Annotated in this window: 15 protein-coding genes and 1 tRNA gene; 5 read left to right on the top strand and 11 right to left on the bottom strand. The window is 45.5% G+C overall.

Features of this window, described 5'->3' with window-relative positions; all coding sequences use genetic code 11:
• Positions 1-8: 8 nt before the first annotated feature.
• On the top strand, positions 9-893 hold the full coding sequence (locus tag ABDW33_RS21840; RefSeq protein ID WP_343692226.1) for a rhomboid family intramembrane serine protease: 885 nt from the start codon (positions 9-11) through the stop codon (positions 891-893).
• Positions 894-963: 70 nt separating this feature from the next.
• A complete protein-coding gene (locus tag ABDW33_RS21835) occupies positions 964-2190 on the top strand; it encodes a 4-hydroxy-3-methylbut-2-enyl diphosphate reductase (protein ID WP_343692225.1) in 1227 nt (408 codons plus the stop codon).
• Positions 2191-2381: 191 nt separating this feature from the next.
• On the opposite strand, the gene ABDW33_RS21830 is transcribed toward ABDW33_RS21835, so the two are convergent.
• The 9 genes from ABDW33_RS21830 to ABDW33_RS21790 form a co-directional block, all read right to left on the bottom strand.
• Complete coding sequence (locus ABDW33_RS21830) at positions 2382-3146, bottom strand: LytTR family DNA-binding domain-containing protein (RefSeq protein ID WP_343692224.1); 765 nt, start codon at positions 3144-3146, stop codon at positions 2382-2384.
• A gap of 18 nt (positions 3147-3164) precedes the next feature.
• Positions 3165-5114 carry a tetratricopeptide repeat protein gene (locus tag ABDW33_RS21825; protein WP_343692223.1) on the bottom strand — a complete coding sequence of 650 codons (1950 nt, stop codon included), beginning with the start codon at positions 5112-5114 and terminating at the stop codon, positions 3165-3167.
• Between the two features lie 545 nt (positions 5115-5659).
• A complete protein-coding gene (gene cmk, locus ABDW33_RS21820) occupies positions 5660-6346 on the bottom strand; it encodes a (d)CMP kinase (protein ID WP_343692222.1) in 687 nt (228 codons plus the stop codon).
• A gap of 87 nt (positions 6347-6433) precedes the next feature.
• Positions 6434-10768, bottom strand: coding sequence for a hypothetical protein (locus ABDW33_RS21815; RefSeq protein ID WP_343692221.1), 4335 nt, complete (start codon positions 10766-10768; stop codon positions 6434-6436).
• 135 nt (positions 10769-10903) lie between these two features.
• Complete coding sequence (locus tag ABDW33_RS21810) at positions 10904-12433, bottom strand: T9SS type A sorting domain-containing protein (protein ID WP_343692220.1); 1530 nt, start codon at positions 12431-12433, stop codon at positions 10904-10906.
• A 51-nt stretch (positions 12434-12484) separates the two neighbouring features.
• Positions 12485-15067: a hypothetical protein gene (locus ABDW33_RS21805; protein ID WP_343692219.1), complete on the bottom strand. Its 2583-nt coding sequence runs from the start codon at positions 15065-15067 to the stop codon at positions 12485-12487.
• A gap of 115 nt (positions 15068-15182) precedes the next feature.
• Positions 15183-17060 carry a hypothetical protein gene (locus tag ABDW33_RS21800; RefSeq protein WP_343692218.1) on the bottom strand — a complete coding sequence of 626 codons (1878 nt, stop codon included), beginning with the start codon at positions 17058-17060 and terminating at the stop codon, positions 15183-15185.
• Positions 17061-17781: 721 nt separating this feature from the next.
• On the bottom strand, positions 17782-18462 hold the full coding sequence (locus ABDW33_RS21795) for a hypothetical protein (RefSeq protein ID WP_343692217.1): 681 nt from the start codon (positions 18460-18462) through the stop codon (positions 17782-17784).
• A gap of 144 nt (positions 18463-18606) precedes the next feature.
• The gene (locus ABDW33_RS21790; RefSeq protein WP_343692216.1) at positions 18607-21138 is read right to left on the bottom strand and encodes an ATP-dependent Clp protease ATP-binding subunit; all 2532 of its coding nucleotides are present in this window, start codon (positions 21136-21138) and stop codon (positions 18607-18609) included.
• A 197-nt stretch (positions 21139-21335) separates the two neighbouring features.
• On the opposite strand from ABDW33_RS21790, the gene ABDW33_RS21785 reads away from it, so the two are divergent.
• Positions 21336-21710, top strand: a complete 375-nt coding sequence (locus ABDW33_RS21785; protein ID WP_343692215.1) for an STAS domain-containing protein — start codon at positions 21336-21338, stop codon at positions 21708-21710.
• Positions 21711-21808: 98 nt separating this feature from the next.
• The gene (locus tag ABDW33_RS21780; protein ID WP_343692214.1) at positions 21809-22717 is read left to right on the top strand and encodes a ribonuclease Z; all 909 of its coding nucleotides are present in this window, start codon (positions 21809-21811) and stop codon (positions 22715-22717) included.
• An 82-nt stretch (positions 22718-22799) separates the two neighbouring features.
• Here ABDW33_RS21780 and dapA read toward each other — a convergent pair whose 3' ends face one another.
• Together dapA and ABDW33_RS21770 are read right to left on the bottom strand one after the other, a co-directional pair.
• Positions 22800-23678: a 4-hydroxy-tetrahydrodipicolinate synthase gene (gene dapA, locus ABDW33_RS21775; protein ID WP_343692213.1), complete on the bottom strand. Its 879-nt coding sequence runs from the start codon at positions 23676-23678 to the stop codon at positions 22800-22802.
• 119 nt (positions 23679-23797) lie between these two features.
• Positions 23798-24751 carry an acetyl-CoA carboxylase carboxyltransferase subunit alpha gene (locus tag ABDW33_RS21770; RefSeq protein ID WP_343692212.1) on the bottom strand — a complete coding sequence of 318 codons (954 nt, stop codon included), beginning with the start codon at positions 24749-24751 and terminating at the stop codon, positions 23798-23800.
• Between the two features lie 174 nt (positions 24752-24925).
• On the opposite strand from ABDW33_RS21770, the gene ABDW33_RS21765 reads away from it, so the two are divergent.
• Positions 24926-24999 (top strand) — tRNA-Asp (locus ABDW33_RS21765).
• Positions 25000-25038: the final 39 nt, after the last annotated feature.

Below are 25038 nucleotides of genomic sequence, written 5' to 3'. Positions count from 1 at the left end.
TTTCATGTATGAACGGAACTTCTTTCAGATCAGATATACGATATTGGCTTAGACAGGGAAACACGATTAACCATTTACTTTTCTGGAACATTGTTGTTTTCCTCGTATTAAATATACCCCGGTTGATTGCTAACTTTTCACCTGCCGCTGCCGGAGTCTACAATACGATATATGATGAAGCAGCTTTACACTCCCTACTCCCTGAGTTTATTAAAAAACCATGGGGACTGGTGACCTATATGTTCTCACATGTTGAAATATTTCATATTTTCTTCAACATGCTGAACCTGTACTACTTTGGCAACCTGTTTCGCTCCTTCCTGGGCAACCACCGGGTGCTGCCCCTCTACCTGCTGGGAGGCCTGATCGGTGGACTCTCCTACCTGCTGGTATTTAACATCATTAAGGTAAACGACTATACCCTGATAGGTGCCTCTGCCTCTGTGATGGCCTTATTAATCGCCTGTGCGACCAAGATTCCCAATTACGAAATCGGATTGCTGTTCCTTGGTTCCATCCGTTTAAAATGGCTGGCGATCGCTGTGCTGATCCTGGATCTGCTCTCTATCGGACAGGGAAATATGGGCGGTATCATCGCTCACCTGGGTGGTGCACTGATCGGGTTCTTATATATTAAACTGCTGGATAACGGAACTGACCTTTGCCAGCCACTCATCTGGCTCTTCAACCGCCGGGTGAGGGTGGAAGCTATGCAGAGCCGCACCCGCCGCTCGTTTAAACCTAAAAAATCCCCGCTCAAGGTGGTAAAAAGTCACCCTGAAGAAAATAAACAGCTCCGGCTGGACCAACTCCTTGACAAGATCAATGACAGGGGAATGGAAAGCCTGAGTCCTGAAGAGAAAGCCTGGCTGAATAAAATGAGCCAGGAATAAAACCGCAATCTGCCGCGCCCCCACACATTTTGGACTTCTCCACATCAAAATGTGTAACTTTGTCGCCAACATGAAAACGTTCAACGTACCAATCATTTATCGGAGTCCACTTATTACTGCTATTAAAAATAGCCGTAAGAAACAGGATCGCATGAAAAAGGATTTCACGCCTACTGTTCTCGACTTCGGTCCGTTAAGGATTTTACTGGCCCGTCACTTTGGCTTTTGCTATGGTGTGGAAAATGCCATCGAGATAGCATTCAAGACCGTAGAGGAAAATCCAGGCAAAAGGATCTTCCTGCTCAGCGAAATGATCCATAACCCTCATGTAAACAATGACCTGCTGGCAAAAGGGGTTCAGTTCATCATGGATACCGCCGGCCGTCAGCTGGTGCCATGGGAAAGCCTTACACCTGAGGACATTGTCATTATTCCCGCATTTGGTACTACACTGGAAATAGAAGCTAAACTGAGTTCCCTGGGTATTGCGCCTTTGCAATACAATACCACCTGTCCTTTTGTGGAAAGGGTATGGAACAAAGCGGAGCAGATCGGCCAGCAATCGTATACTGTGATCGTACATGGTAAGCCCGGTCACGAAGAAACCCGTGCCACCTTCTCCCACAGCCGTAGCAATACTCCAACTGTAGTGGTAAAAGATATGGCCGAAGCGCAGCTCCTGGCCACCTTTATTACCGGCGAGCGGCCAGCGACTGAATTCTACGAACGTTTCAAAGGGCAATTCTCCGAAGGATTCGATGTGGTAAAAGACCTGCAACGCGTAGGGGTAGTCAACCAGACTACCATGCTGGCAACTGAAACCCAGGGAATCGCCGATTATATTAAGAACGTGATCATGGACAGGTATGCCCTCACCCCGGAAAATGTAGGAGAACGATTTGCAGATACCAGAGATACCCTCTGCTATGCCACGAACGATAACCAGAGTGCCGTGACCGGCTTACTGCAGGAACAGGCCGACCTGGCCATTGTAGTCGGTGGGTACAACAGTTCCAATACCTCCCACCTGGTGGAACTGTGCGAAGAAAAACTGCCGACCTACTTTATAGCTGCTGACGATCAGATGATTTCGAAGAATAAAATCAGACATTATGATTTCCATCATAAGCAGGAATTGAATAGTGATGTATTTTTGCCTGAGAAAGATGTGGTAACAGTGATGATGACAAGTGGGGCAAGTTGTCCCGATGCGCTGGTCGAAGCGGTCATCAGAAGATTACTATCGTTCTACGGACTGGAGCAGCGAATAGAACAGGTCATTGAAAGTTATAAATAATAAAAAAGACACCAGGCGGTGTCTTTTTTCTTTGGGGCTAATCAATGCTAGTAATGCAGAGAAAAAAACTTATATATCGTAATTAGTTTAAACCTAAATCAAAAGTAATCTCTTCCCCCACCGCCTGCAAACCACATTTATTATCCGGTATCCTATTTCGGGTAAGTGGCGTAAATCGCATTAAATCTGGTTTAGAATTGCATCGCTTTTTTCAAAAAATCAGCTTTACGTCTTCTCGAAACTTCTACCTGCGTTCCATCACTCATGAGTGCAAAGCCGCCTTCACCCTGTATGTACGATTGCATCTGTTGCAAATTGATCAGGTGAGAATTGTGCACTCTGAAAAAATCCACATCGGTCAGTAACTCTTCAAACTCTTTCAATGGACGTGATACCATCAGATTTTTTTTATCTGTGAAAAAGATCCTGGTATAGTTCCCCGTAGACTCACACCTGACAATATTCTGTACGGGCATAAAAACCAACCCGTTAATAGTCGGTAGTGCAATCTTCTTATGTGTCTGGTGTAAGGTTTTCATGTTCTGCAAAAACACATCGAGCGGAGAATTGCCGGCTTCCGGTTGTTGTACATTCTTTCGGCTCACACATTTCTGTACGGCATCCTGCAACTCTTTTACACTAAATGGCTTAAGCAGGTAATCCAGTGCATTGAACTTAATGGCCTTGAGGGCATACTGTTCGTAGGCAGTGGTAAATATGATGTTGAAGTTGATCTTATCAAACAGTTTCAGTAGTTCAAATCCATTCTGGTGTGGCATTTCCACATCCAGGAACACCACATCAGGATGCACTTCATCGATCAGCTCTTTTGCTGCCTTTACGCTATTGACCCCTCCCAGTACGGTTACCTCCGGGCACTTTTTCGCCAGCATGGTTTGCAGGGCATCTATACAATGCTGTTCATCATCTACGATAATCGCTTTAATTTCGCTCATGCTATAAATATCCAGGGTTTAAAATATAAATTCTACAGGCAACACAAGTGTGACCATTGTGCCTGTTGCGTGGCCTTCCTCGTCTTCAAGGTCTGTAATGCTTACAGTGGCTTCTTTGGTATTGTTGATCTTACGAATCAGGTCTATCCTCCCTGCTGTCACCTGCATTCCCATGCTGCGGTGCGTCTGTCCTTTCTTTTCTTTGATTTCCATTGCCTTTTTACGACCTATCCCATTGTCAATTATGAGGCAGGTTAACGTGCGGTCTTTCAGAGATACTGCTATTTCAAGTAATCCTTTTCCTGACTTATGTACCAGGCCGTGCCAGATGGCATTCTCAACATACGGCTGGATGATCATAGGCGGAATCATTACTTCTTCATCGTTTATATCGTCGGCCAACGTGATTTTGTACTCAAAGATATTATTACAACGTAATTGTTCAAGGTCCAGGTATAAACGTAGAGACTCCAGTTCCTTATTCAGCGAAATAAAGGTATACTGGGTGTTATCGAGGATCATGCGCATCAACCTGGAGAATTTGGTCAGGTAATCGGAAGCTTCTTCCTGATTATTGCTCCAGATGAAACGGTGAATAGAACTCAGGGAGTTAAAAATAAAGTGGGGATTCATCTGCGCGCGTAGCGAGCGCAGCTCCAGTTGCAGGGTTTGTTTTTTTGTTTCCAGGTTGCGGTGGCGGATATAAAAGAACCCACCGACTGCCAGCATAATCAGAAATCCCCCGAGCGATAACATGTAAACCAGATTGCGGCGGGTACGGAGCTCATTCAGTTGCTTGTCATGTTCCAGGGTTTTGATCTGGTTATCCTTCCGGTCTACTTCGTACACAGCCTGCATCTGTGCAAGCTCCAGGGCGGACTTTTCATCCAGGATACTGTCTTTATAAACCAGCGACTTATCAGCACATTCCAGTGAGCGGCGAAAATCACCGCTGGCTTTGTAATCGGAAGCCAGGGCTTTGTAGGCTTCCTGCAGCAAATAATTAAAGCGCCAGTGCTGGCTCAGGTCAATACTTCGCTGAAAATATTTGCGGGCTTCGTCATGCTTGCCCATCAGACTAAAACATTTACCGATGTTCAGGTAACTTTCGGCGATGTGCACCTTATCGTCTACCCCTACTTCTACCTCAAGGGCTTTCTTCAGGGCATCCAGGGCCTGTGTGTAGTCTTTCTTTTCCTTGTAGGCATCCCCCAGTGAATTGTAGCAAATAGCTTTCCCCATAGCATTGTTCAACTGCACATTCACGGCCAGGGACTTCTTGTAATAGTCGATGGCCATATCCAGTTTGCCGAGGCCCTGGTAAGCATACCCCAGGTTACCCAGGTTAATGGCTACTCCCAGGTTATTTTTGTTCTCCCGTTCCAGCTGGAGGGCTTTTTCGAAATGACTGATTGCGTCTTCGTATTTCTCAGTAGAGAGGTTAATATTACCAATACTATTAATTGCAACGCAAATGTTACGCACATCATTCACTTTTTCAGCTAGTTGAAGGGCCTTGAAATGGTAGTCGAATGCTTTCTGGGGTTTGTCCATACGGCGATAATCCACGCCGGTATTGTTGCGGGCAATCGCACGCAGATGATCATCTTTAGTCTCATCTGCATATTTAATCGCCTTTTCATGATAGTCTGCGGCCAGGATATATTCTGAGATATTCCTTTTAGCGGTGCCTATTTCATTATAGACATTAAAGAGTGCCCTTGCATTCTTCAGGTGTTGAGCAAGGGTAACAGCTTCCTGGAAAAAGGGGTTTTCGGTTTTTTGTTTTTCAAAATACCGACCGAAGGTCTTTCCTTTATCTAACAGCCAATTGATCTTAGCGGTATCTCCATGGAGAGTCCGGGCAGAATCGAGTGTGCTGAAAATGAGGGAAGAATCCTGCGCAAATGAAATGTCCACTTTTAGCCCCAGGAATAAAAAGAATAATACGTAAGGTAATTTCGCCATGCGACAGCCAGGGTAATAGGCACAAGTTAAATAAAAAAGCGAAAGGGCGAAAGAATTCGCCCCTTCTTCCTATTAACCGAATACACCTACTGAAAACATGAGACCTGACAGGCAAAGCTGCCCGTCCCACATTAAGTTTTTAATAAAACCGGTACACAAAAATGCCCGGGTGTATTATATATAAGTATTGAGTGTTCTATACGGCTAATAGTAACAGGTCCCTGGATATAGTTATAGAAAGATCGTCCAAAAGATCTTTTATGACTTCTCTTGACCATGTATGGAAAATATCGTTCAACGGCATATGTTCAAATAACCGGGTACAACATTATAATAACAATAAAATGCAGGAAATTCTAAAGGATGTGGAAAAACTATTGTAGGATTAACCGGAATACTCACCGGAATAGAACAAATTTAGCAAAGGTTTTTCTAATATTAAAATAAATTCAGGAAGAATATTCTATCCGGTAGTAAGGTCCCGCTGGCAGCAGGTATCAGGAAGATAGCCTGCTGTCAGGACGCATGATACTCACTATTTTGGCTCAGGACTTCACCATTACAGCGTCGTCTACCCATTGCAGCACAAGCTTTAATTGCTCTTCGGGGGTTAATTGGCTGTTATCCAATATGATAGCATCTTCTGCTTTGCGAAGTGGACTGATTTCACGGTTAGTGTCTATATAATCGCGCAGCTCCAGGTTCTCTTTAATTTCGTGAATAGTGATATTCTTATTTTTCGCGTAGAGTTCCTTGAAGCGACGTTCTACCCGGATAGCAGTGTCGGCTGTCATAAAGATCTTAAGCTCTGCATGTGGGAACACGGTGGTACCGATGTCGCGGCCATCCATGACGATGCCTTTCTGTTTGCCCATTTCCTGTTGCTGTGCCACGGCAAATTCTCTTACTGCACCAATGGCAGCTACTTCACTTACCTTTTCAGCCACCAGCATTTCCCGGATCATGTGTTCTACATTTTCGCCGTTCAGGTTCATTTCGGAAGCACCGGAGATCGGGTTGTAAATAAATTCCAGCTGGATGTTTGACAATGCCCGGGCTACTTCTTCAGCGCTGTTCCAGTCTATACGGTTCTGAATAAAATACAAGGTGATAGCACGATACATGGCACCGCTGTCAATATAAACATAATCCAACTCCGCGGCTAACTGTTTGGCTAGCGTACTCTTCCCGCAGGAAGAATATCCATCTAAGGTGATGATAATCTTTTTCAAAACTGTATGAATTAAACGGTATAAAGGTAAACAAAAAACGCTTCTGCCTGTGCAGAAGCGTTTTTTTATGCGTGTATCCTGATTGGATTAGTTCACGATGGTGAAGGCAAATGTAGTACCACTTGAAATTGTTCTTGACGTCGTTCCATAATTATAAAAAACAACGTTGATATTACCGGCGGTTGTATATGCATAGGCAATTGCCAATCCTGTACTCATTGCTGCCATTGGATTTACTGTTACAACGGATGAAGTAGTCACATTGGCATTCGCAAAAGAAATAGTTACGGTTGAGGCGACATTCACCGTTGTATTACTGGCAACATTTATAGTCGTCTTTATAATATTTGTTAACGCAGTACCCGCACTACCCACTTTCACCGTTCCATTCATCGTGGTATTACCTGATACTGCCAGCGTAGAACTCAATGTCGTTGCTCCCGTCACTGCCAGTGTCGAACCCAGCGTTGCCGCTCCTGTCACTCTTTCGGTTCCATTCACATCCAGACTATACTGTGGCGAACTGGTATTAATACCTAACCTGTCATTATTCTCATCCCATACAAAGCTTGTACTATCTGATGCCGCTTCTGCAGATGCATCGTAGGTACGCTTACCATACACGATTGCACCTACACCTATTTTATTATCACCATTCGTTAGGATTGCTTTATACCAGCCATTTCCCGGGTTGGTAGTCAGCGGCGCTGTTATCCCCCCCCATTCTTTAATCGCCAGGGTATTCTTATCAAAGTATAATTGTGTGGTATAAGAAGTACCATTAAATGCCATCACACTCCAGGCATACGCGTTTGTGTATTTGGGGCTGTTCGTCGCTGTTCCGCTTACCGGGCTTTGCCAGATCTTCATGACCGTTGTAGACCCATCTGCCGTTGCATAAGAAAGATCGTTTGTGGTAGCCTTTGCATAAGTAGCACCACCGTCATTATCTGTATTAGGCTCCCATATAGCAGTTGTACTATTATATTTTAATACCTGCCCGCTGCTTGGCGTTGCTGCAGATACCTTCACACCTTGTACTTTACTGGCATTCCATACAGCCAGTGAACTATCTGCATACAACGTACCTGCTGTCGTTAACTTGAGCGTATTATCCAGGCTTACTTCCTGTGCAGCACCTGCACCAGTTGAATATCTTCCCAGTAATTTCTGTGTATTTACACCCTGTATATCTCCGCTACCTAAAGTTCTGAAAGTAGGTGCAGCAGCCGCTCCTGAAGATGGACCAGCAAAAACGGTATTGGCTGTTTGTGTATTCAATGCAGCTGTCAACGTTCCATTGGCGGTCAACGGAGAGTTGGTAACGGTGAAAATAGAAGGCATTGATAAACCTACTGAGGTCAGACCAGCACTAGCTGAAGCAGGCGTAGCCCATGTCAGGCTCGTTCCGTTCGATGTCAGTACCTGGCCGGATGTACCTACCGTTGTCAGACCGGTACCACCCTGAGATACAGGCACGGTACCAGAGATCTGAGAAAATGGTAAGGTAGGAATATCAGCAGCTACCAGTGAGCGGAAAGCAGGTGCTCCTGCAGACCCATTGGGCGCTGCGAAAATTGTATTGGCTGTTTGTGAAGCCAGTGTAGCAGCAATGGTACCATTTGCCGTAAGCGGTGAGCCTGTTACTGTAAACATAGACGGTAATGTCAATCCTACAGATGTCAACCCATTATCAGTAGCTGGTGACCAGTTGGTGCCATCATATTTTAATACCTGGTTTGTAGCAGGTGCGGTAAATGCCACTCTCACACCTTGCAGCTTGCCCGCATTCCATACTGTCAGGGCACTATCAGCATACAGGCTACCACCGGCTGTAAATTTCAATGTGTTGTCCAGGGAGATTTCCTGTGCCACACCTGCGGTCGCAGCATATCTGCCTAATAATTTAGACGCGCTTACATTCTGGATCTTCGCGTAAGTTACTGCACTGTTAGCGATTGTATTTGCACCACTGGCACCGGTTACATCGCCTGCCAGTGTAACTGATGGTGTTGTATAAGCCAGGCCTGTACCGTTAGAGGTTAATACCTGTCCTGAAGTACCTACTGTTGTCAATCCCGTACCTCCCTGTGCTACAGGCACTGTGCCGGTAATCTGTGAGAATGGTAAAGAAGGAATGTCACCTGCTACCAGGGTACGGAAAGAAGGTGTACCGTTAGAGCCGGCTGGTGCTGCAAATATTGTATTGGCTGTTTGTGAAGACAGTGAGGCAGCTATAGTTCCATTCGCTGTGAGCGGAGAATTCGTTACTGTAAACAAAGAGGGCATTGTCAATCCTACAGAGGTCAGGCCTGCATTATCATCAGCAGCCGGCGCCCAGGTAGTACCGTTCCACTTCAATACCTGACCACTGGTAGCACCTGCCTGTGCAATTTTGCTACCCGTTACTGCACCATTCGCAATTGTATTTGCGCCACTGGCGCCTGTTACATCACCTGCCAGTGTAACAGAAGGCGTTGCATAAGCCAGGCCGGTACCATTAGAGGTCAATACCTGCCCTGAAGTACCTACTGTTGTCAATCCAGTACCACCCTGTGCTACAGGCACTGTGCCGGTAATCTGTGAGAATGGTAAAGAAGGGATATCACCTGCTACCAGGGTACGGAAAGAAGGTGTACCGGCAGCACCGTTTGGTGCACCCAGGAATGTATTTGCAGCCTGCGAAGACAATGAACCAGTCAAAGTACCATTCGCTGTAAGCGGAGAGTTTGAGAAGGTATACAATGGTAATGACAAACCTACAGAAGTCAGACCTGCATTATCATCAGCAGCAGGTGACCAGTTTGTACCATCATATTTCAATACCTGCCCGGTCACAGGTGCTGTCAGGGAAACTTTGATGCTTTGTATTTTACTTGCATTATACACTGCAAGCGTAGTATCTACATACAGGAAACCGCTGGTCATCATTTTCAAAGTCCTGTCCATCGCTACTTCCTGACCAACGCCGGTACCATTGGAATAACGACCTACCAGGCGTTGTGTACCCAGTGTCATGTCAGCCGGTACCAGTGAGCGGAAAGTAGGTGCAGCAGCAGTAGAACCGGTAGAGGGTCCTGCAAAGACAAGGTTGGGCGATTGGGTACTTGTCCCTATCGTAAATGTGCCGTTAGCTGTTAAGGTTGCAGGCGATACAGTGAGGAAAGAAGGCACGACTAACCCAATAGAAGATATAGATCCGCTGTTATCATCAGCAGCCGGCGCCCAGGTGGTTCCATTCCATTTCAGTACCTGACCGTTGGTTGCACCTGCCTGTGCGATCTTGGTACCTGTTACCGCACCATTTGCAATAGTATTTGCTCCGCTTGCACCCGTTACATCACCTGCCAGCGTTACTGAAGGCGTTACATAAGACAATCCTGTACCGTCAGAGGTTAATACCTGTCCGGCAGTACCTACTGTTGTCAAACCGGTACCTCCCTGTGCTACAGGTACAGTGCCGGTGATCTGCGAGAATGGTAAAGCAGGAATATCACCTGCTACCAGTGAACGGAAAGAAGGTGTACCATTAGAGCCGGCTGGGGCTGCAAATATTGTAGCCGCTGTTTGTGAAGCCAGCGAAGCAGCAATAGTACCATTCGCCGTGAGCGGGGAATTTGCCACGGTGAACAATGAAGGCATTGTCAATCCTATTGAAGTCAGCCCATCATCAGCAGCCGGTGCCCAGGTGGAGCCGTTCCATTTCAAAGCCTGACCAGTGGTTGCACCTGCCTGTGCGATCTTGGTACCCGTTATTGCACCTGCTGCAATCGCCGGATTAGGATATGTACCTGTAAGGTCTCCACCTGCAGTACCGATGGGTGGTAATCCGGTCAGTTGTTTCTTCAGCAGTTTGCCACCATCAATCAGCAGCACGCTATCCTTTGTATTGTCTACATTAATGCCTGTCAGGAATACATCCTGATTAGCGGTTAATGTGTTTGTAAATGTCTTGGCGCCTGCCAGTGTCTGTGCATTGGTATTCACAAAACCACTATTCGTGGCAGTTGCATCCGGGATATTCAAAGTATGTGCTCCTGCAACTGACGTAAAGCCAAAAGCACCGGTGGTATTTGTCGTAGCTAATGACTGTACTGCAATTGTCTGTCCATTCAAACTGGTGATCGCATACCCTTCAGGCAACAATGGACGCCAGTGACCATTGCTACGGATACACAAGCTATTGTTCAGCGTAAGGTAAATGATCATACCATCAGGCGCTGTGGTAATAGGGCCAGATGTGGTATCAGCAATTCTGGGAAGCAGTAAACCCTGAGATTTACTTTCGAGCTCCAACAGTGCAGATTTTTGCTGTGAACTCGGATTATCTCCCAGCTTCAATTGTTGTGCAAAAAGCAGCGTTGACCAGAGCAGGAATACTGGCAATAGTTGGACGGCTCGGACAAAGAATTTAGTCTTCATAAATAGTTACCCGGATTTAAACAAAAACCTACAAATATGACTAAGAAAGCAGGCAGGGTTTATACACGCCCCACTTGCTTTCTTCGTCGATAATTATGTGTCTTTATTTATTTTCAATTCATTTCTGTTGTTTTATCAATGGGCGATCACTATTACTTTGCAGGTATACACTTCTTTCTGCGTATCTTTTTGTTTCATGACGAGGAAGTAAGTACCAGCCGGTAAGTCGTGTACTTCTACATCGCCTGCGCCTGTAATATCCTGTCTACGCATCACCTGACCCCATACATCGTACAATTGCATAGTCAAAGTAGTCTTGATACCTCTTACCCTGATCTTGAAATCACCCCAGTTCGGGTTCGGGTAAACGGTAACAGCTACCAGCGGCCCCACTTCTCTTACATCAGAGTAGACATAGAAGCCGGTTTTTGATACAGCCTTGATGCGATAATAGCTCCATCCATCGTAGTCATTTGTATCCTGATAATAGTAACTGAGTTTTGTAGTGCTATTCCCATTAGGTGCTTTCGTCGCTACAGTTCCCACCTTTTTAAAGGTTTCTTCATTATCAAGTCTGCGCTCTACTTCAAACGTATACATGTTCGCCTCCCTGCTGGTAATCCATACCAGGTCCACCAGTGAGATGCTCACACGATAGGCATTGAAATCAATAATTGTAGCCGGAGAATAACTTTTATTATAATTCGCCTTTTTGGAGAAATAAGCATTCATACCAATACCTGCAAATCCGCGGGAATGCATCGTTGCAGAAGAGGCCATTGCCTGCGTGGAAAGTGAACCTGTGGTCATATTGTCATTCACACCATACCGGCGTTCCCACTGGCTGTCCTGGAACAAAGAGATATAACTTTCATCCCTGCTCAAACCGTATTCATTTCCTTCGTCGGTATCCATGTGCTGCAGGGTGATGGCTGTTTTGCCGGTACCTCCCAGCTCCTGTCCGATGTTCCAGGTTTTGTACACGACAGTATCATGGATAGATGTACCTGAACTGGCATATTGATATACACTGTCAAATACACGCGCATGAAAATCCTCGGCTGCACCTTCATATTGCACCATTGCTGGAGAGTAATTCGTGGGTGTGCTACCAATCGGGAACATCACCTGCCCTGCACTGCTGGACAGTTTAGCACGATACACAAATCCACCGTTGGTACCGGTGCCGGTAACAATGAAACGCTTATCAGAATAACCAGAGATCGTACCTGTGGAGGTATCACCTACCATGAGGTTCTGCCCGTTCAGATAAATCAGTCCATTCGATAAGCTAAGGGTATTTCTGATCTTCAGGTCATGGAGGGTATAAAAGATCACGCCATCCGGGTTATTGACATCTACGTTGGGGAAACTTGCCCCCATCTTTGCTGCAACGTTGAATCCACCGGAAATGGTTTGTTGTCCGCCTTTACCTGCAAACCGGAAAAAACCTCCCGTGCCTCTAAGGCCGGAGGTACTTTCGTCTTTGAGGGAAGCGTTGAAGCCGTTCGTCCATACCTTACCGAAGAAGTAAAGATTGGCATTCGGGCTCGATCCTAATGACCCCTCATTCGTTATGTTGCCAAATACTCCTACGTTACCAAAATTCCATACCTGCGCACTGGAAGAGATGTAAGTCTCCTGCCCATAGCCCGGTAGGAACATAACGCATAAAAGTATTATGGAGAATAAGAACTTCATTATTAACTTTTGTTGTTAGTAACCTTGGTTTGAACCCTTATACAGTACTACCCAGTAATTACCTGTACTTTGCAATCCGGCACTCTGACGTTCGTCCACGTTCATGGTTGTATTAACACCCAAACTGCCAATATAATCCCCTGAAGCTGGCTTTACGTAGAGCTTACCATATCCGGAACCCCAGATTGTATTGGAAAATATATATACCCTGCCTGGACAAGTGGATGCTTTGGGGAGATTGGCAGTTACATCAAAAGTTCCACCATTGGCGCTTGACATCCGTGAGATGAGATAATGTGTCTCATTCAGATTCACAGTAGTAGCAACCGATGGATTATCGAATGAAGTAACACTTCCCGCAAAAGATCCGGTAAACTGAAACGTACTGCTTGGGGCAGCTGTATTGACACCAACACGGCCACTGGCATCCACACGCATTGCTTCAGTATTATTTGTTTTTACAACAAGGTCTTTGCTATCGGTAGTACCCAGGAAGTCTGATCCGGGAGCAGTACCACTGTTACCGTTAGTAGACCACTTGGTACCATTACCATTACCTCCGCCAGGCACAGTAGTAGGCACCCAGCTGGTACCATCATAGGCCAGGTATTGACCTGTAGCAGGAGCAACCGGGGACATACGGATACCCTGCAGCTTACTGGCATTCCAGATAGACAAGGTACTGTCTGCATACAGCACGCCACCAGTTGTCAACTTCAAAGAAGTGTTTAAACTAATCTCCTGTGCAGTACCTGATGTGGTTGAATACCTGCCGAGTAGCCGGCTACCTGTTACTGTAGGCAGGCCGGCGGCAGCTGGTGCCCAGTTTGTTCCATTGTATGTTAATACCTGCCCGGAGGTAGGCGCCGTTGTTGCGACAGCTACACTTTGCAATTGATTTGCATTCCACGCAGCACTTGTATTATTCGCTTTGATCGTTCCACTGGTGATACTTAATGTAGTAGCATCCAGTCCCATGGTAGCAATGTCACCACTGGTACTGTTACGACCCAATAAATTGTCTGGAGTACCTGTACTACCTGTGAGGCGCATTGTACCTCTTACATCCAGCGTTTGCGCAGGTGTCACACCATTCATGTTGATACCTACTTTCTTTGATTGCATGCGCATCATCTCTGTATAAGATGAATCTACATAGTAGTAACTCTTAAACAGGATCGGCTCATCTCCATCATCACCGATAATGAAATCGAAACCACCATTATTATTAGTACCGGTAGCGCCCATCTCGAAATAGTCAGTGCCGGCAGCAGGCCCTTTCAAACGGAAGTTGCCATCGCTGGTCGTCCAGAATTTGGGCTTATAAAACTGTACAGTAGCTGGTACATCAAATTGCAGGGCAGATCTCACGAAGGTTACACTTTCATCCGGATTGGTATACTCCGGGTAATTCTGGACCAATCCTAAAGTAGCGCGGCGGCCGAATTCCAGGAAGGAAGTATTATTGGATTTGATCACCATCTTCACATCATTGGTAGTACCAAGGAATTGTGTGTTGCCATTTACATTGGAGTTACCCGTAATCAACCAGTTATTGGCAGCTGCGTTGGAGGTGACTACTACGTCTCCATTGGCATTTACAGCAAGTGTGTTGGACAGGGGTGTCTGTAAGGTAGCTGCACCAAGACCGGTCAGTCTTAAGCCAGACAAACCGCTGGCAGCAGTTGTTCCTCCCACTTCCAATGTATTGGCTGGTGTAGTGCTGATGCCTACACCCAGCTTACTGCCAATGGCGCCATTGCCGCTGATAGAAAAACTGGCAGTCTGAGTGCCGGAAGATATATTTTGTATGTAATTATTAGATCCAGCAGGAAGATCTGCTGCTACCAGTGCACGGAAAGAAGGGGTACCTGCAGATCCGTTTGGTGCAGCAAAAACGGTGTTAGCTGCCTGTGAGTTGAAGGTACCAGACAAGGTACCGGCAGATGTCACCGGACTACCACCTACTGAAAATACAGAAGATGGTAATGACAAAGCAACTGAGGTAACAGAACCATTACTACCTGTCGCTTTGGGCATCCAGGTACTGGAAGCAGCGTCCCAGGTCAACACGTTCTGATCAGCAGGTGCTGTCGTGGCGATGGCGCGGCCCTGTAACTGGGCCGCATTCCATAAATTAGAAGTATTCAAAGCTGAAATAACACCTGCACCGGATAAACTAATTCCAGTGCCGGCACTGAACGCCGCTCTTGCTCTCGCGTCGGTATAGTAAAGATTAACAGATTCGCCAATATTGTTGGTGGTTAAAGTAACGGCTGGACCAGTTTGTCCATTTACGGATGAGATAGCAGTTGTTTCGTCTACGAGTTTCTTCCATGTTCCATTCTTGCGGATATATAATAATCTATCAGGAACATAGTATATAAGCATCCCATCGGGAGCAGTATTCAGCGGGGCAACGGTATAGTCGGCAATTCTTGGGAGTAATAATCCTTGTTTATCACTATTCAGGTCCAGCAGCGCCGATTTTTCAATTGTAGTCGGGTTTTGCCCCAACTTCAATTGCTGGGCATCTGCATATGCCGCTATCAGCATAAGCATGCACAAAAGCACTAGCCGGTTTGAGAATGTCGTCATAGGTAGTAGTTGGTTCACGAATACAGGCACACAAAAGAGCGTAAGAGGTTGTATCAGAAATCCGGTTCAACACGGCATATTTACTCCTGATACAACCTCTATAAAATCTTATCCCTTATTTCTTGATGATGTACCAGTTAGTACCATCAGTTTGTACAGTAATAAAAGTCCAGTCGTTGTAGATTACGTAGCTGGAACCACCTTCGATGCTGTTAGCACCTGGCATGATAGTAACTGCTTTGTCAATATCACCACCAGTTTTCTTGATCGTATAGATACGACCCTGGATAGCAGCAGCCGGAGCAGGCAGTGTAATAGTGAAAGCACCTGCAGTAGCGTCTGCGAGGATGGTGTTATCACTACCAGTCACTGTATATGTAGCAGTAACGGTTTTGATAGCCATTGCCACAGAACCATTTACCTGCAGGGTAGAGTTAGCGACAGATGAAGAACCGATCGCTACGCTGTCAGTGTAAGATTTGCTACCAGCAAAAGATTGTCTGCCGGTAGAAACAACACCTCGCTGAACAGCGGTGTGCGCAGCATCAACAGCACTTGCATCAGGCAGGTTGAAGGTAACAGTCTTTGCAGTACCATCAGCTACGATATTGAAGTCAGTACCAGCAGTTGCAGAAAGCAGTTCTACATCGCTACCAGCAGTTGAAGTTGCACCGGTTTTGATCAGCGTGATCGCATTGGCGATTGCATCAAAAGAGAAGGATTTTACTTCTACGTTGTTGCTTGTTTTATTCTGTACGAGTACGTTCAGTGCATTCGTCTCAGTGTTTGCAGCAGCAGAGTTGATTTTCACAGTGCCATCCAGGGTAGATGCACCTGTTACACCCAAAGTACCACCTACAGTAGCATTACCAGCTGCGAGGTTTAAGTTACCAGTCGTAACGTTCACGTTACCGCTTGTTACAGCGAGACCGTTATTCAGGGTAGTTGCACCGGTAACATCCAACGTGTTACCCAGGGTAGCAGCACCTGTTACACCTAAAGTGTTGTTCAGGGTAGTAGCACCTGTTACACCCAAAGTGCTGTTCAGGGTAGTAGCGCCTGTTACAGTTACAGTACCGGTGAAAGTTTTACCACCTGCGAATGACTGTGCACCTGTAGTTACGATACCATTTCTATCGGTAGACGCTTCGATCAGTGACAGTTCATATTGTTTGGTAGTGGTGTTATAATTGATCATAGCACCTTTGGTAGCATCAAACGTAGTAGCTGCTGCAGAGATCAGGTTAGCTACTGTGAGGCTGTTACCAGCTGCCAGATTTTGCAGGGTGGTCCAGTCAGCCAGGGTCATGAAACCGTATGACTTGGTGGAAGCACCGTCCATGATAGGCGCATTGATAGTCACCTGACCATCAGCTGCCTGTGAAGTACTTAAAGTAAGTACTGACGTATTCACATTCGTCAGCAGATTTTTAAATGCATAAGCTGGCAAAGATTTCTTCACGATCGTACCGTCCGCTTCGATGATCAGTACATCCAGGGCAGCATCAGTAGTGGTAGCTGCTACGTTCTTCAGCTGTACCTTACCATCAGTCTGCACGTTGATTGCCTCAGTCGCGTTTGCACGGATAGAGAGGTTCTGTGCATCAGAAGTTCCGATGTAGTTAGTAGTAGGATTAGTTCCTGCATTACCGGTCAGGCCCCAGTTTGCAGCTGCATCAGCGGCACTGGCGATTTTCACCCATGCACCTGCTTTACGCATATACACACCGTTGTTAGCAGCAGTAGAGCTGTTCAGGTAAACGATCATACCGTCTACAGCATCAGTACCGATCGCCGTATTGATAGCGGTAAAATCTGCAAGCCTTGGCAGCAACAGACCTTGTTTGGTACTGCTCAACTCGAGGATGGCTGACTTAGTAATCTGTGAAGGATTATCACCAATTTTCATCTGTGCGTTTGCCGCAGTAGCTGCCAGGGTGATTCCACCAGCCAATATGAGTTTGCGTGAAACGTTGTGTAAAACTGTTTTCATATTAGTATAGGGATAGATAGATTTTAAAATTTATTTATTTATCCTTTTTCGTTTGTTATTAATAAGTAATAGATATACCTGGCATCACACTGTCCTGCTGCACAGATTGGAACTTGCTAGGCGTCAAAAGGTCTTCAAGTAAAGAAGGTGGTTAAAAAGAGGCAAAATGTAATGTCCACTGTATTGTAATGTTCACGAACCCTAAAGTGCTGATAGGTGTTTCGAATTCCTATGGCGCAAATATCTAATATTAGTAATATTAGTCAAATGACATGAACGTATCATTTTAATTTTAAATACAAGTCACATAATTAATTGATTCTCATTATTAAAAATGATCATGTAACCAGAAACCGCAAAAACCAGCAGATGGATGAGCCTGAACAGGAGAAAATGGGGCTAACCAGGGGGGTAAAAATAACACCTATGTGTTATGCCTATTCTATTTTTAGTTCATTTTAGCTAATTCTAATGCTTTTTTAAGGGAAAATAATATCAATATCTGATACGGCATACCACTTTTGTAGAAATACTACTACAGGAATTTTCATAAAAAATACTGGTAAATAAAAAGGGCGGATTTCAGATGTCAAATAAATGGATGTATGCGTTTTTGAGGCATCGGGCAGCAACAGGGATTATCTTCCTTCAGTTTAATGTATGCAGGATTTCATGAGCTATGTGTGCTGAAAATAATTTCTATTCAGTTTGCATGAGTGTTTTATTTCGCATCTATCGCATCAATAAGTGATTTAAAAAGTACTTCGCCCGGGGTTTCTATGGCCGATACTTTACCTGTACTTACATTGATCAATAAATTGACGTTGCCACTCCCTGAAGTGATAAAACTGAAGGTATAAAATTTGAGCAGCAGGTAAGGAGTATTGTTATACACAAAAGCACCTATTTTCGTCGGATCCATCCGCTCCTGTATTTCATCCGGGATCAGTCCATTGTTAATTGATAGCTGTCGATCATTCACAAGCACCATCAAATGTTTCTTTCCCATTTTTGTTACTATCTTATTCAGGCTGTCTGGCTTTGCAGCATTATCCTTTGGAATCTGTATGCCTGCCAGATAAACTGTGCAGGAGATATTACTGATCGTTCCAACAGCCGACCTGAATGCGAGGTCGTTTTCCTCATCTAATATGTATTGCGTAGATGTGAGCTCCTGCTCGCTATAGGAAGGGTCTTCTGTTTTATAAGCCAGTTGTTTCTCTCTTTCTGATAATGCTGCGAGTTCCTCATCACCGGGGTCTGTGTCTTCGGTCAGTCGTCCTGTATCCTGGTTACCGCTTATACCGGCTATTGAATCAACGTTCTGGCTGGCTGTGACGGACGCTTTCGGATGGCATCCCAGCATGGCCGACAGCAATAACAAAAAAGCTGTTTTCCTCATTTCACAAACATATGTTAAAAATTTATTCTTTAACACGAAAGGGGGAGAAAATGGGCGTTTTTACCATAAAAAAACTCCCGGGAAATCAATCCCGGGAGTTTTTATTGGAAAAATATTACTATCAACTAAGGCTTTATCGACAAATTATGCCTCTGATTTTTCGGATTTGCTACTTCTTGAGTTCTTTAAAGTGAAGATCAGTTTCTGATTTTCCTTGTCCAGATCAGCAATTAATACATCTCCGTTGTGAATATTCATATTCAGGATCTCTTCTGCTAAAGGATCTTCCAGGTATTTCTGGATCGCCCTGTGCAGGGGACGGGCACCGAACTGCTGATCGTAGCCTTTTTCTGCGAGGAATCCTTTTGCTTCGTCGGTCAGTTCCAGGCTGAAGCCCAGGTTTTCCAGGCGTTTCAGCACGCTCTGCATAGTGATATCTATGATTGTATAGATATGCTCTTTGCTCAGTGAGTTGAATATGATCACATCATCAATACGGTTGAGGAACTCAGGAGAGAATGTACGTTTCAGTGCCTTTTCGATCACTGATTTGGTATTCTCTTCTTCACTGCTGGATTTGGCATTGGTAGAGAAACCTACACCTGCTCCGAAATCCTTCAGCTGACGCACCCCGATATTAGAGGTCATGATGATCAGTGTATTCTTGAAGTCTACCTTACGACCCAGACCATCGGTGAGGATACCATCGTCCAGCACCTGCAGCAGGATATTGTAAATATCCGGGTGTGCTTTTTCGATTTCGTCCAGCAGGATGACGGAGTATGGTTTACGGCGAACTTTTTCAGTCAGCTGACCACCTTCTTCATAACCTACATATCCCGGAGGCGCACCGATCAGGCGGCTTACAGAGAATTTCTCCATGTATTCACTCATATCTATACGGATCAGGGAATCCTCTGAATCGAACATATAGCGTGCGAGTGACTTGGCCAGTTCAGTTTTACCAACCCCTGTAGGACCGAGGAAGATGAAAGTACCAATTGGTTTCTTAGGATCTTTCAGACCTACGCGGTTACGCTGAATGGCTTTTGTTACTTTGGAAATGGCTTCGTCCTGACCTACTACTGCACCTTTCAGGTCTTCGCCCATGCGACGCAGTTTTTCGGTTTCGGCCTGCACCATACGTTTTACAGGGATACCTGTCATCATACTCACTACTTCTGCGATGGCTTCTTCATCGATTGGGTAGCGCTTATGTTTCACTTCTTCTTCCCATACGGCTTTCGCACGTTCCAGGTCTTCTCCCAGTTTCTTTTCAGTATCGCGTAGCGCAGCTGCTTCTTCGAAACGCTGGCTCTTCACTACTTTATTCTTTTCCTGCTTGATATCTTCGATCTGTTTTTCCAGATCCAGGATGTTCTGCGGAACGTTGATGTTCTTGAGGTGTACACGGGCACCTACTTCATCCAGTACGTCTATCGCCTTGTCTGGCAGCAAACGGTCTGTCATGTAGCGGTCGCTCAGTTTTACACATGCCTCAATCGCTTCCTGGTTGTAACTTACGTTGTGATACTCTTCATATCTTGGTTTGATATTATTGAGGATCTGTATGGTTTCCTCTACGGTTGGAGGATCTACCATTACTTTCTGGAAACGGCGGTCAAGCGCACCATCTTTCTCGATGTACATGCGGTATTCATCCAGGGTGGATGCACCGATGCACTGGAGTTCTCCGCGAGCCAATGCAGGTTTGAAGATATTGGAAGCATCCAGGGAACCTGAAGCACCACCAGCACCTACGATCGTATGGATTTCATCAATGAACAGGATGACATCTCTGTTTTTCTCCAGTTCATTCATGATGGCTTTCATCCTTTCCTCAAACTGGCCACGGTATTTAGTACCCGCTACCAGTGCGGCGAGGTCGAGGCTTACAACGCGTTTGTCGAACAATACGCGGGAAACCTTACGCTGCACGATGCGCAGTGCAAGACCTTCAACGATAGCAGTTTTACCTACTCCCGGTTCACCGATTAAGATCGGATTATTCTTTTTACGACGCGATAAAATCTGCGATACACGCTCAATTTCCGCTTCGCGACCTACAATAGGGTCCAGGCTGCCACTCTCGGCCAGCTTAGTGATATCCCGGCCGAAATTATCCAGCACAGGCGTTTTTGACTTCGTATTCGTCTGTTTGGCCTTAGAGGCAAAACTCTTGCGCTCATCTTCAAATTCTTCCTCTCCTGGATCGTCAAATTCTGCTTTCGGGTCAGAAGACTTTACGAAGCCCAGCTCGTTTTTAAAAGTGTCGTAATCCACGTCAAACTGTTGTAAGATTTGTGTACAAACGTTTTCTTTATTCTTGAGGATAGAAAGCATTAAGTGCTCCGTTTCCACTGTGGGACTTTTCAGTGCCTTTGCTTCCAGCACTGTAACACGGATAACTTTCTCTGCCTGCCTTGTAAGCGGGAGGCTATTGATATTGGCGATGTTTTTTCCTGTCTTATCTTTTACGGCCAACTCAACCTCCTTACGTAGTTCATAAAGGTCTACATTCAAGGCCTGCAGAATTTTAACAGCTGTCCCTTCCCCCTCTCGGATAATGCCAAGCAACAGGTGTTCTGTGCCGATGAAATCATTTCCCAAGCGTAGAGCTTCCTCTCTGCTAAACGAAATAATCTCCTTTACTTGCGGTGAAAAATTCTGGTCCATTGTGAGAATATTAAATTATTAAAACCCTTACCGGGACTTGCTTATACAATATTAGCAAATAATTTTGATTTACCTTTACCCTAACACTTTAATAGTATAAAGATCCTTGTGAAGGGCGAATGAGTAAGAAGAAGGCTGTTATTGGGCAGGATTCCGATTACTTATTTACTAAACTTTATAAAACAAAACCTTAGCGAATGGAGTTCAAAATTGATACCAAAGAAAAAATTCTTGTTATACAGCCGCAAATAAGTTTGCTGGATGCTAATTTGGCAGATGCTTTTGTAAAAGAGGTGTCCGCGCAGCCAGGCTTGGAAGGCCGCAATCTTATACTGGATATGGCATTGGTGTCAAATGTAGACGATGCGGGGGTGCAAGCCATTTTAACAGTTTACAATCAGCAGTATGACAGCAGTTTATCATGTGCGCTTACCGGGCTTAACAATGACCTGCTGGGTAAAATCAAGGCCGCGGATGAAAATGTTGTAAACCTTGCCCCTACTATGTTAGAAGCCATTGACCTGGTCATGATGGAAGACCTGGAAAGGGAATTGTTGGGAGAAGATGAATAATTTTTTTGTGTTGCCTTAGTGCAGCTATTTAGTTCCGGAATGTGGAAAATGGTTCCATATTCCGGAATTTTTCATTTTATAAATGCGTATTTTCGGGCATGTTTGCGGTCACCATATTAGGTAATAATTCGGCTCTTCCCACGTTAGACAGGCATCCAACGGCACAGGTAGTTACATGTAACGATAGTTTGCTACTCGTAGATTGCGGTGAAGGCACACAGGTGCAGATTGCACGTTATAAAATCCGGCGAAGCCGGCTGAAGTACATCTTTATCAGTCATTTACACGGAGATCATTACTTTGGGCTGATAGGCCTGGTCAATACCCTTAGTCTGCTGGGCCGTCAGGAGCCACTTTACTTATTTGGCCCTCCTGAACTGGAGCAGATCCTCAGACTCCAGATGGAATGTGCAGCCACTACGTTACAGTTCGAATTGCATTTTACCCCGTTATTGCCGGAAAATCAAGGTGTGATCGTAAATGATAAGGACCTGCAGGTCAGCTATTTTGCTACCCAGCACCGCATTCCCTGTTACGGCTTTGTGTTTGATATGCAAAAGCGGAAAAGACGGATTGTACCGGAACAGGCAAGGGCATATGAAATCCCGGCCGCATATTTCTCACAATTAGCCGAGGGTGCTGACTATCAGCGGAAAGATGGTACCCTCGTAAAAAACGATTGGGTCACCCTCCCTCCTGCCCCGGGCAAGAAATATGTGTACTGTGCAGATACAAGGTATACAGAAGACCTGTTACCATATGTTCATAAGGCGGACCTGGTGTATCATGAAACAACCTATTTGCATAACCTGGCTGAAAGAGCTGCTGACAGGTTCCACAGCACCAGTGTGCAGGCGGCCACATTAGCGGCTAAAGGGGCGGCTAAAAGGCTGATTATCGGGCATTTTTCGTCAAAGTACACAGAACTGACTCCTTTCCTGGAGGAATGCAGGCCCGTGTTTCCGAATACAGACCTCGCACTGGAAGGGGCTACCTATATCATCTAGCCATTCATACAGCTTCATTCCGACCATAAAAAAAACGCCTCTGCAAGATGCAGAAGCGTTTTTTTATTTATTTCTTTCAAACTTACTTAAAGTTCTTCGCGAAAGCAGCAATTCTTGCCTGCAGTCCACCACTCACCGGTACAACCGGCAGGCGGAACACATTTTCAATCAAACCGCCTTCATGTAAGAACGCCTTCACCCCCGCCGGATTATTTTCCTCAAACATAAGATCAAAAGCTTCCTGCAGCTTATAATGCAATGTTCTGGCTGTTGGGAAATCGTTCTTCAAAGCAGCACGTACCATATCAGCAGTATCTTTTGCAAAATAATTTGCTGCTACAGAGATCAGGCCGTCCATACCGGTAGCAATCTGTGGCATGGCCAGGGCATCGTCTCCGCTCACCACGATGAAATCTTTCGGCTTGTCACGAATGATCTGCATACACTGTACCATATCGCCACTGGCCTCTTTCATTGCCACGATATTTTCCACTTCATGTGCAAGACGAAGCGTGGTCTGGGCAGTCATATTACGCCCTGTACGACCCGGTACGTTGTAGAGTATGATTGGCTTTGGCGCAGCTGCGGCTACCGCCTTATAATGCTGGAAGATACCTTCCTGGCTGGGTTTGCTGTAATAAGGAGCTACGCTGAGTATGGCAACGGCTTCATCGAGCGGACAGGTTTCGAGACGCTTGACTACATCACGGGTGTTGTAATCTCCAATACCCACCACCACTGGTACGCGCTTCGCTACCTTTTCGAAGGTGAACTTTATCAGGTCCAGCTTCTCTTCTGCGCTTAGTGTAGGTGTTTCACCGGTTGTCCCCAGGGATACTACATAGTCAACCCCGCCGGCAATCACATGATCGATGACTCTCTCTAAAGCATTCCAGTCGATGCTTTCGTCTTTTTTAAAGGGCGTAACCAGCGCAACACCGGTGCCTCTTAATTGTTCCATAATGCGTAAAAATTCCGGATAAGAAATTTCAAATAGCCCTCCCGGCATCTCCCTTCAAGGGAAATTCCTGAAAGGAGGTGCAAAGATGACAATTTGAAATGGTTTATGTCAAATTATTTTTAACGTTCGTCAAAAAAGCCCATGTTGCTATACTTGTCAATACGCTGTTCGATTCTGGTGTCGGCATCCAGCTTTTTCAGCTCTGCCAGCTCTTCTTTGATTTTTTGCTTCAGGATCACCGCCATTTCATCAGGGTTCACATGCGCACCACCCAGCGGTTCATTGATAACACCATCTACCAGGCCGAAATTCTTCATATGATCAGAAGTCAGTTTCAGCTCTTCTGCCGCTTTTTCTTTGAAATTCCAGCTACGCCAGAGGATGGTAGAACAGTTTTCAGGAGAGATAACGGTATACCAGCTGTTTTCCAACATCAGTACACGGTCGCCGATACCAATGCCGAGGGCACCGCCGGAAGCACCTTCCCCGATAATGATACAGATCACTGGCACACGCAGCTTCACCATTTCAAATATGTTGCGGGCAATTGCCTCACCCTGTCCACGTTCTTCTGCTTCCAGGCCTGGGTAAGCACCCGGGGTATCTATCAGCGTTACGATAGGCTTATTGAACTTTTCAGCCAGTTTCATGAGACGCAATGCCTTGCGATAGCCTTCAGGATTTGCCATACCGAAGTTGCGGATCTGGCGCATTTTGGTGTTTACCCCCTTCTGCTGACCGATAAACATCACAGTTTCGCCATCCAGGTCAGCGAAACCACCTACCATCGCCTTATCGTCCTTTACATTCCTGTCGCCATGCAGCTCCACAAAGTTGGTACACATCTTCTCTATGTACGCCAGGGTATAGGGCCTATCCGGGTGCCTGCTCAACAGTACCTTTTGGTAACTGGTCAGATGATTGTAGATCTCCTGACGGGTATGAGCGATCTTAGCTTCATATTCCACCACGGTAGCTGTCACGTCAACACCAGACTTGGCGCCATTCTCTTTCAGTTTTTCCAGCTGATCATACAAGTCCGCGATAGGTTTTTCGAATTCCAGGAATTGCATATTTATGTTATAAATTGGTTAAAGTACGGTGTAAAGATAACGGCTAAAATATTTTTTAAAAAAGATTTGCAAAATTGATTGCTTTGTCGCTATCTTTGCAATCCCAAAACGGGAAAGCAGCAGTGCCTGAACGGTGGGTAAAGGTTCAGTCCCTTGTTGGATTGAAACGGAAAAGGATCAGTAGTTCAGTTGGTTAGAATGCCGCCCTGTCACGGCGGAGGTCGCGGGTTCGAGTCCCGTCTGGTCCGCTAAAAGGGACTGATTATCGAAAAGATGATCGGTCCCTT

It is taken from the genome of Chitinophaga sp., from assembly GCF_039596155.1.
Taxonomy (GTDB): domain Bacteria; phylum Bacteroidota; class Bacteroidia; order Chitinophagales; family Chitinophagaceae; genus Chitinophaga.
This window is presented reverse-complemented; position numbering and strand designations above follow the sequence as displayed.

Coding starts and splice junctions, on each gene's coding strand:
- ABDW33_RS21840 (WP_343692226.1), top strand. CDS start 9: ATGAACGGAACTTCTTTCAGATCAGATATACGATATTGGCTTAGACAG.
- ABDW33_RS21835 (WP_343692225.1), top strand. CDS start 964: ATGAAAACGTTCAACGTACCAATCATTTATCGGAGTCCACTTATTACT.
- ABDW33_RS21830 (WP_343692224.1), bottom strand. CDS start 3,146: ATGAGCGAAATTAAAGCGATTATCGTAGATGATGAACAGCATTGTATA.
- ABDW33_RS21825 (WP_343692223.1), bottom strand. CDS start 5,114: ATGGCGAAATTACCTTACGTATTATTCTTTTTATTCCTGGGGCTAAAA.
- ABDW33_RS21815 (WP_343692221.1), bottom strand. CDS start 10,768: ATGAAGACTAAATTCTTTGTCCGAGCCGTCCAACTATTGCCAGTATTC.
- ABDW33_RS21810 (WP_343692220.1), bottom strand. CDS start 12,433: ATGTTCCTACCGGGCTATGGGCAGGAGACTTACATCTCTTCCAGTGCG.
- ABDW33_RS21805 (WP_343692219.1), bottom strand. CDS start 15,067: ATGACGACATTCTCAAACCGGCTAGTGCTTTTGTGCATGCTTATGCTG.
- ABDW33_RS21800 (WP_343692218.1), bottom strand. CDS start 17,060: ATGAAAACAGTTTTACACAACGTTTCACGCAAACTCATATTGGCTGGT.
- ABDW33_RS21795 (WP_343692217.1), bottom strand. CDS start 18,462: ATGAGGAAAACAGCTTTTTTGTTATTGCTGTCGGCCATGCTGGGATGC.
- ABDW33_RS21790 (WP_343692216.1), bottom strand. CDS start 21,138: ATGGACCAGAATTTTTCACCGCAAGTAAAGGAGATTATTTCGTTTAGC.
- ABDW33_RS21785 (WP_343692215.1), top strand. CDS start 21,336: ATGGAGTTCAAAATTGATACCAAAGAAAAAATTCTTGTTATACAGCCG.
- ABDW33_RS21780 (WP_343692214.1), top strand. CDS start 21,809: ATGTTTGCGGTCACCATATTAGGTAATAATTCGGCTCTTCCCACGTTA.
- dapA (WP_343692213.1), bottom strand. CDS start 23,678: ATGGAACAATTAAGAGGCACCGGTGTTGCGCTGGTTACGCCCTTTAAA.
- ABDW33_RS21770 (WP_343692212.1), bottom strand. CDS start 24,751: ATGCAATTCCTGGAATTCGAAAAACCTATCGCGGACTTGTATGATCAG.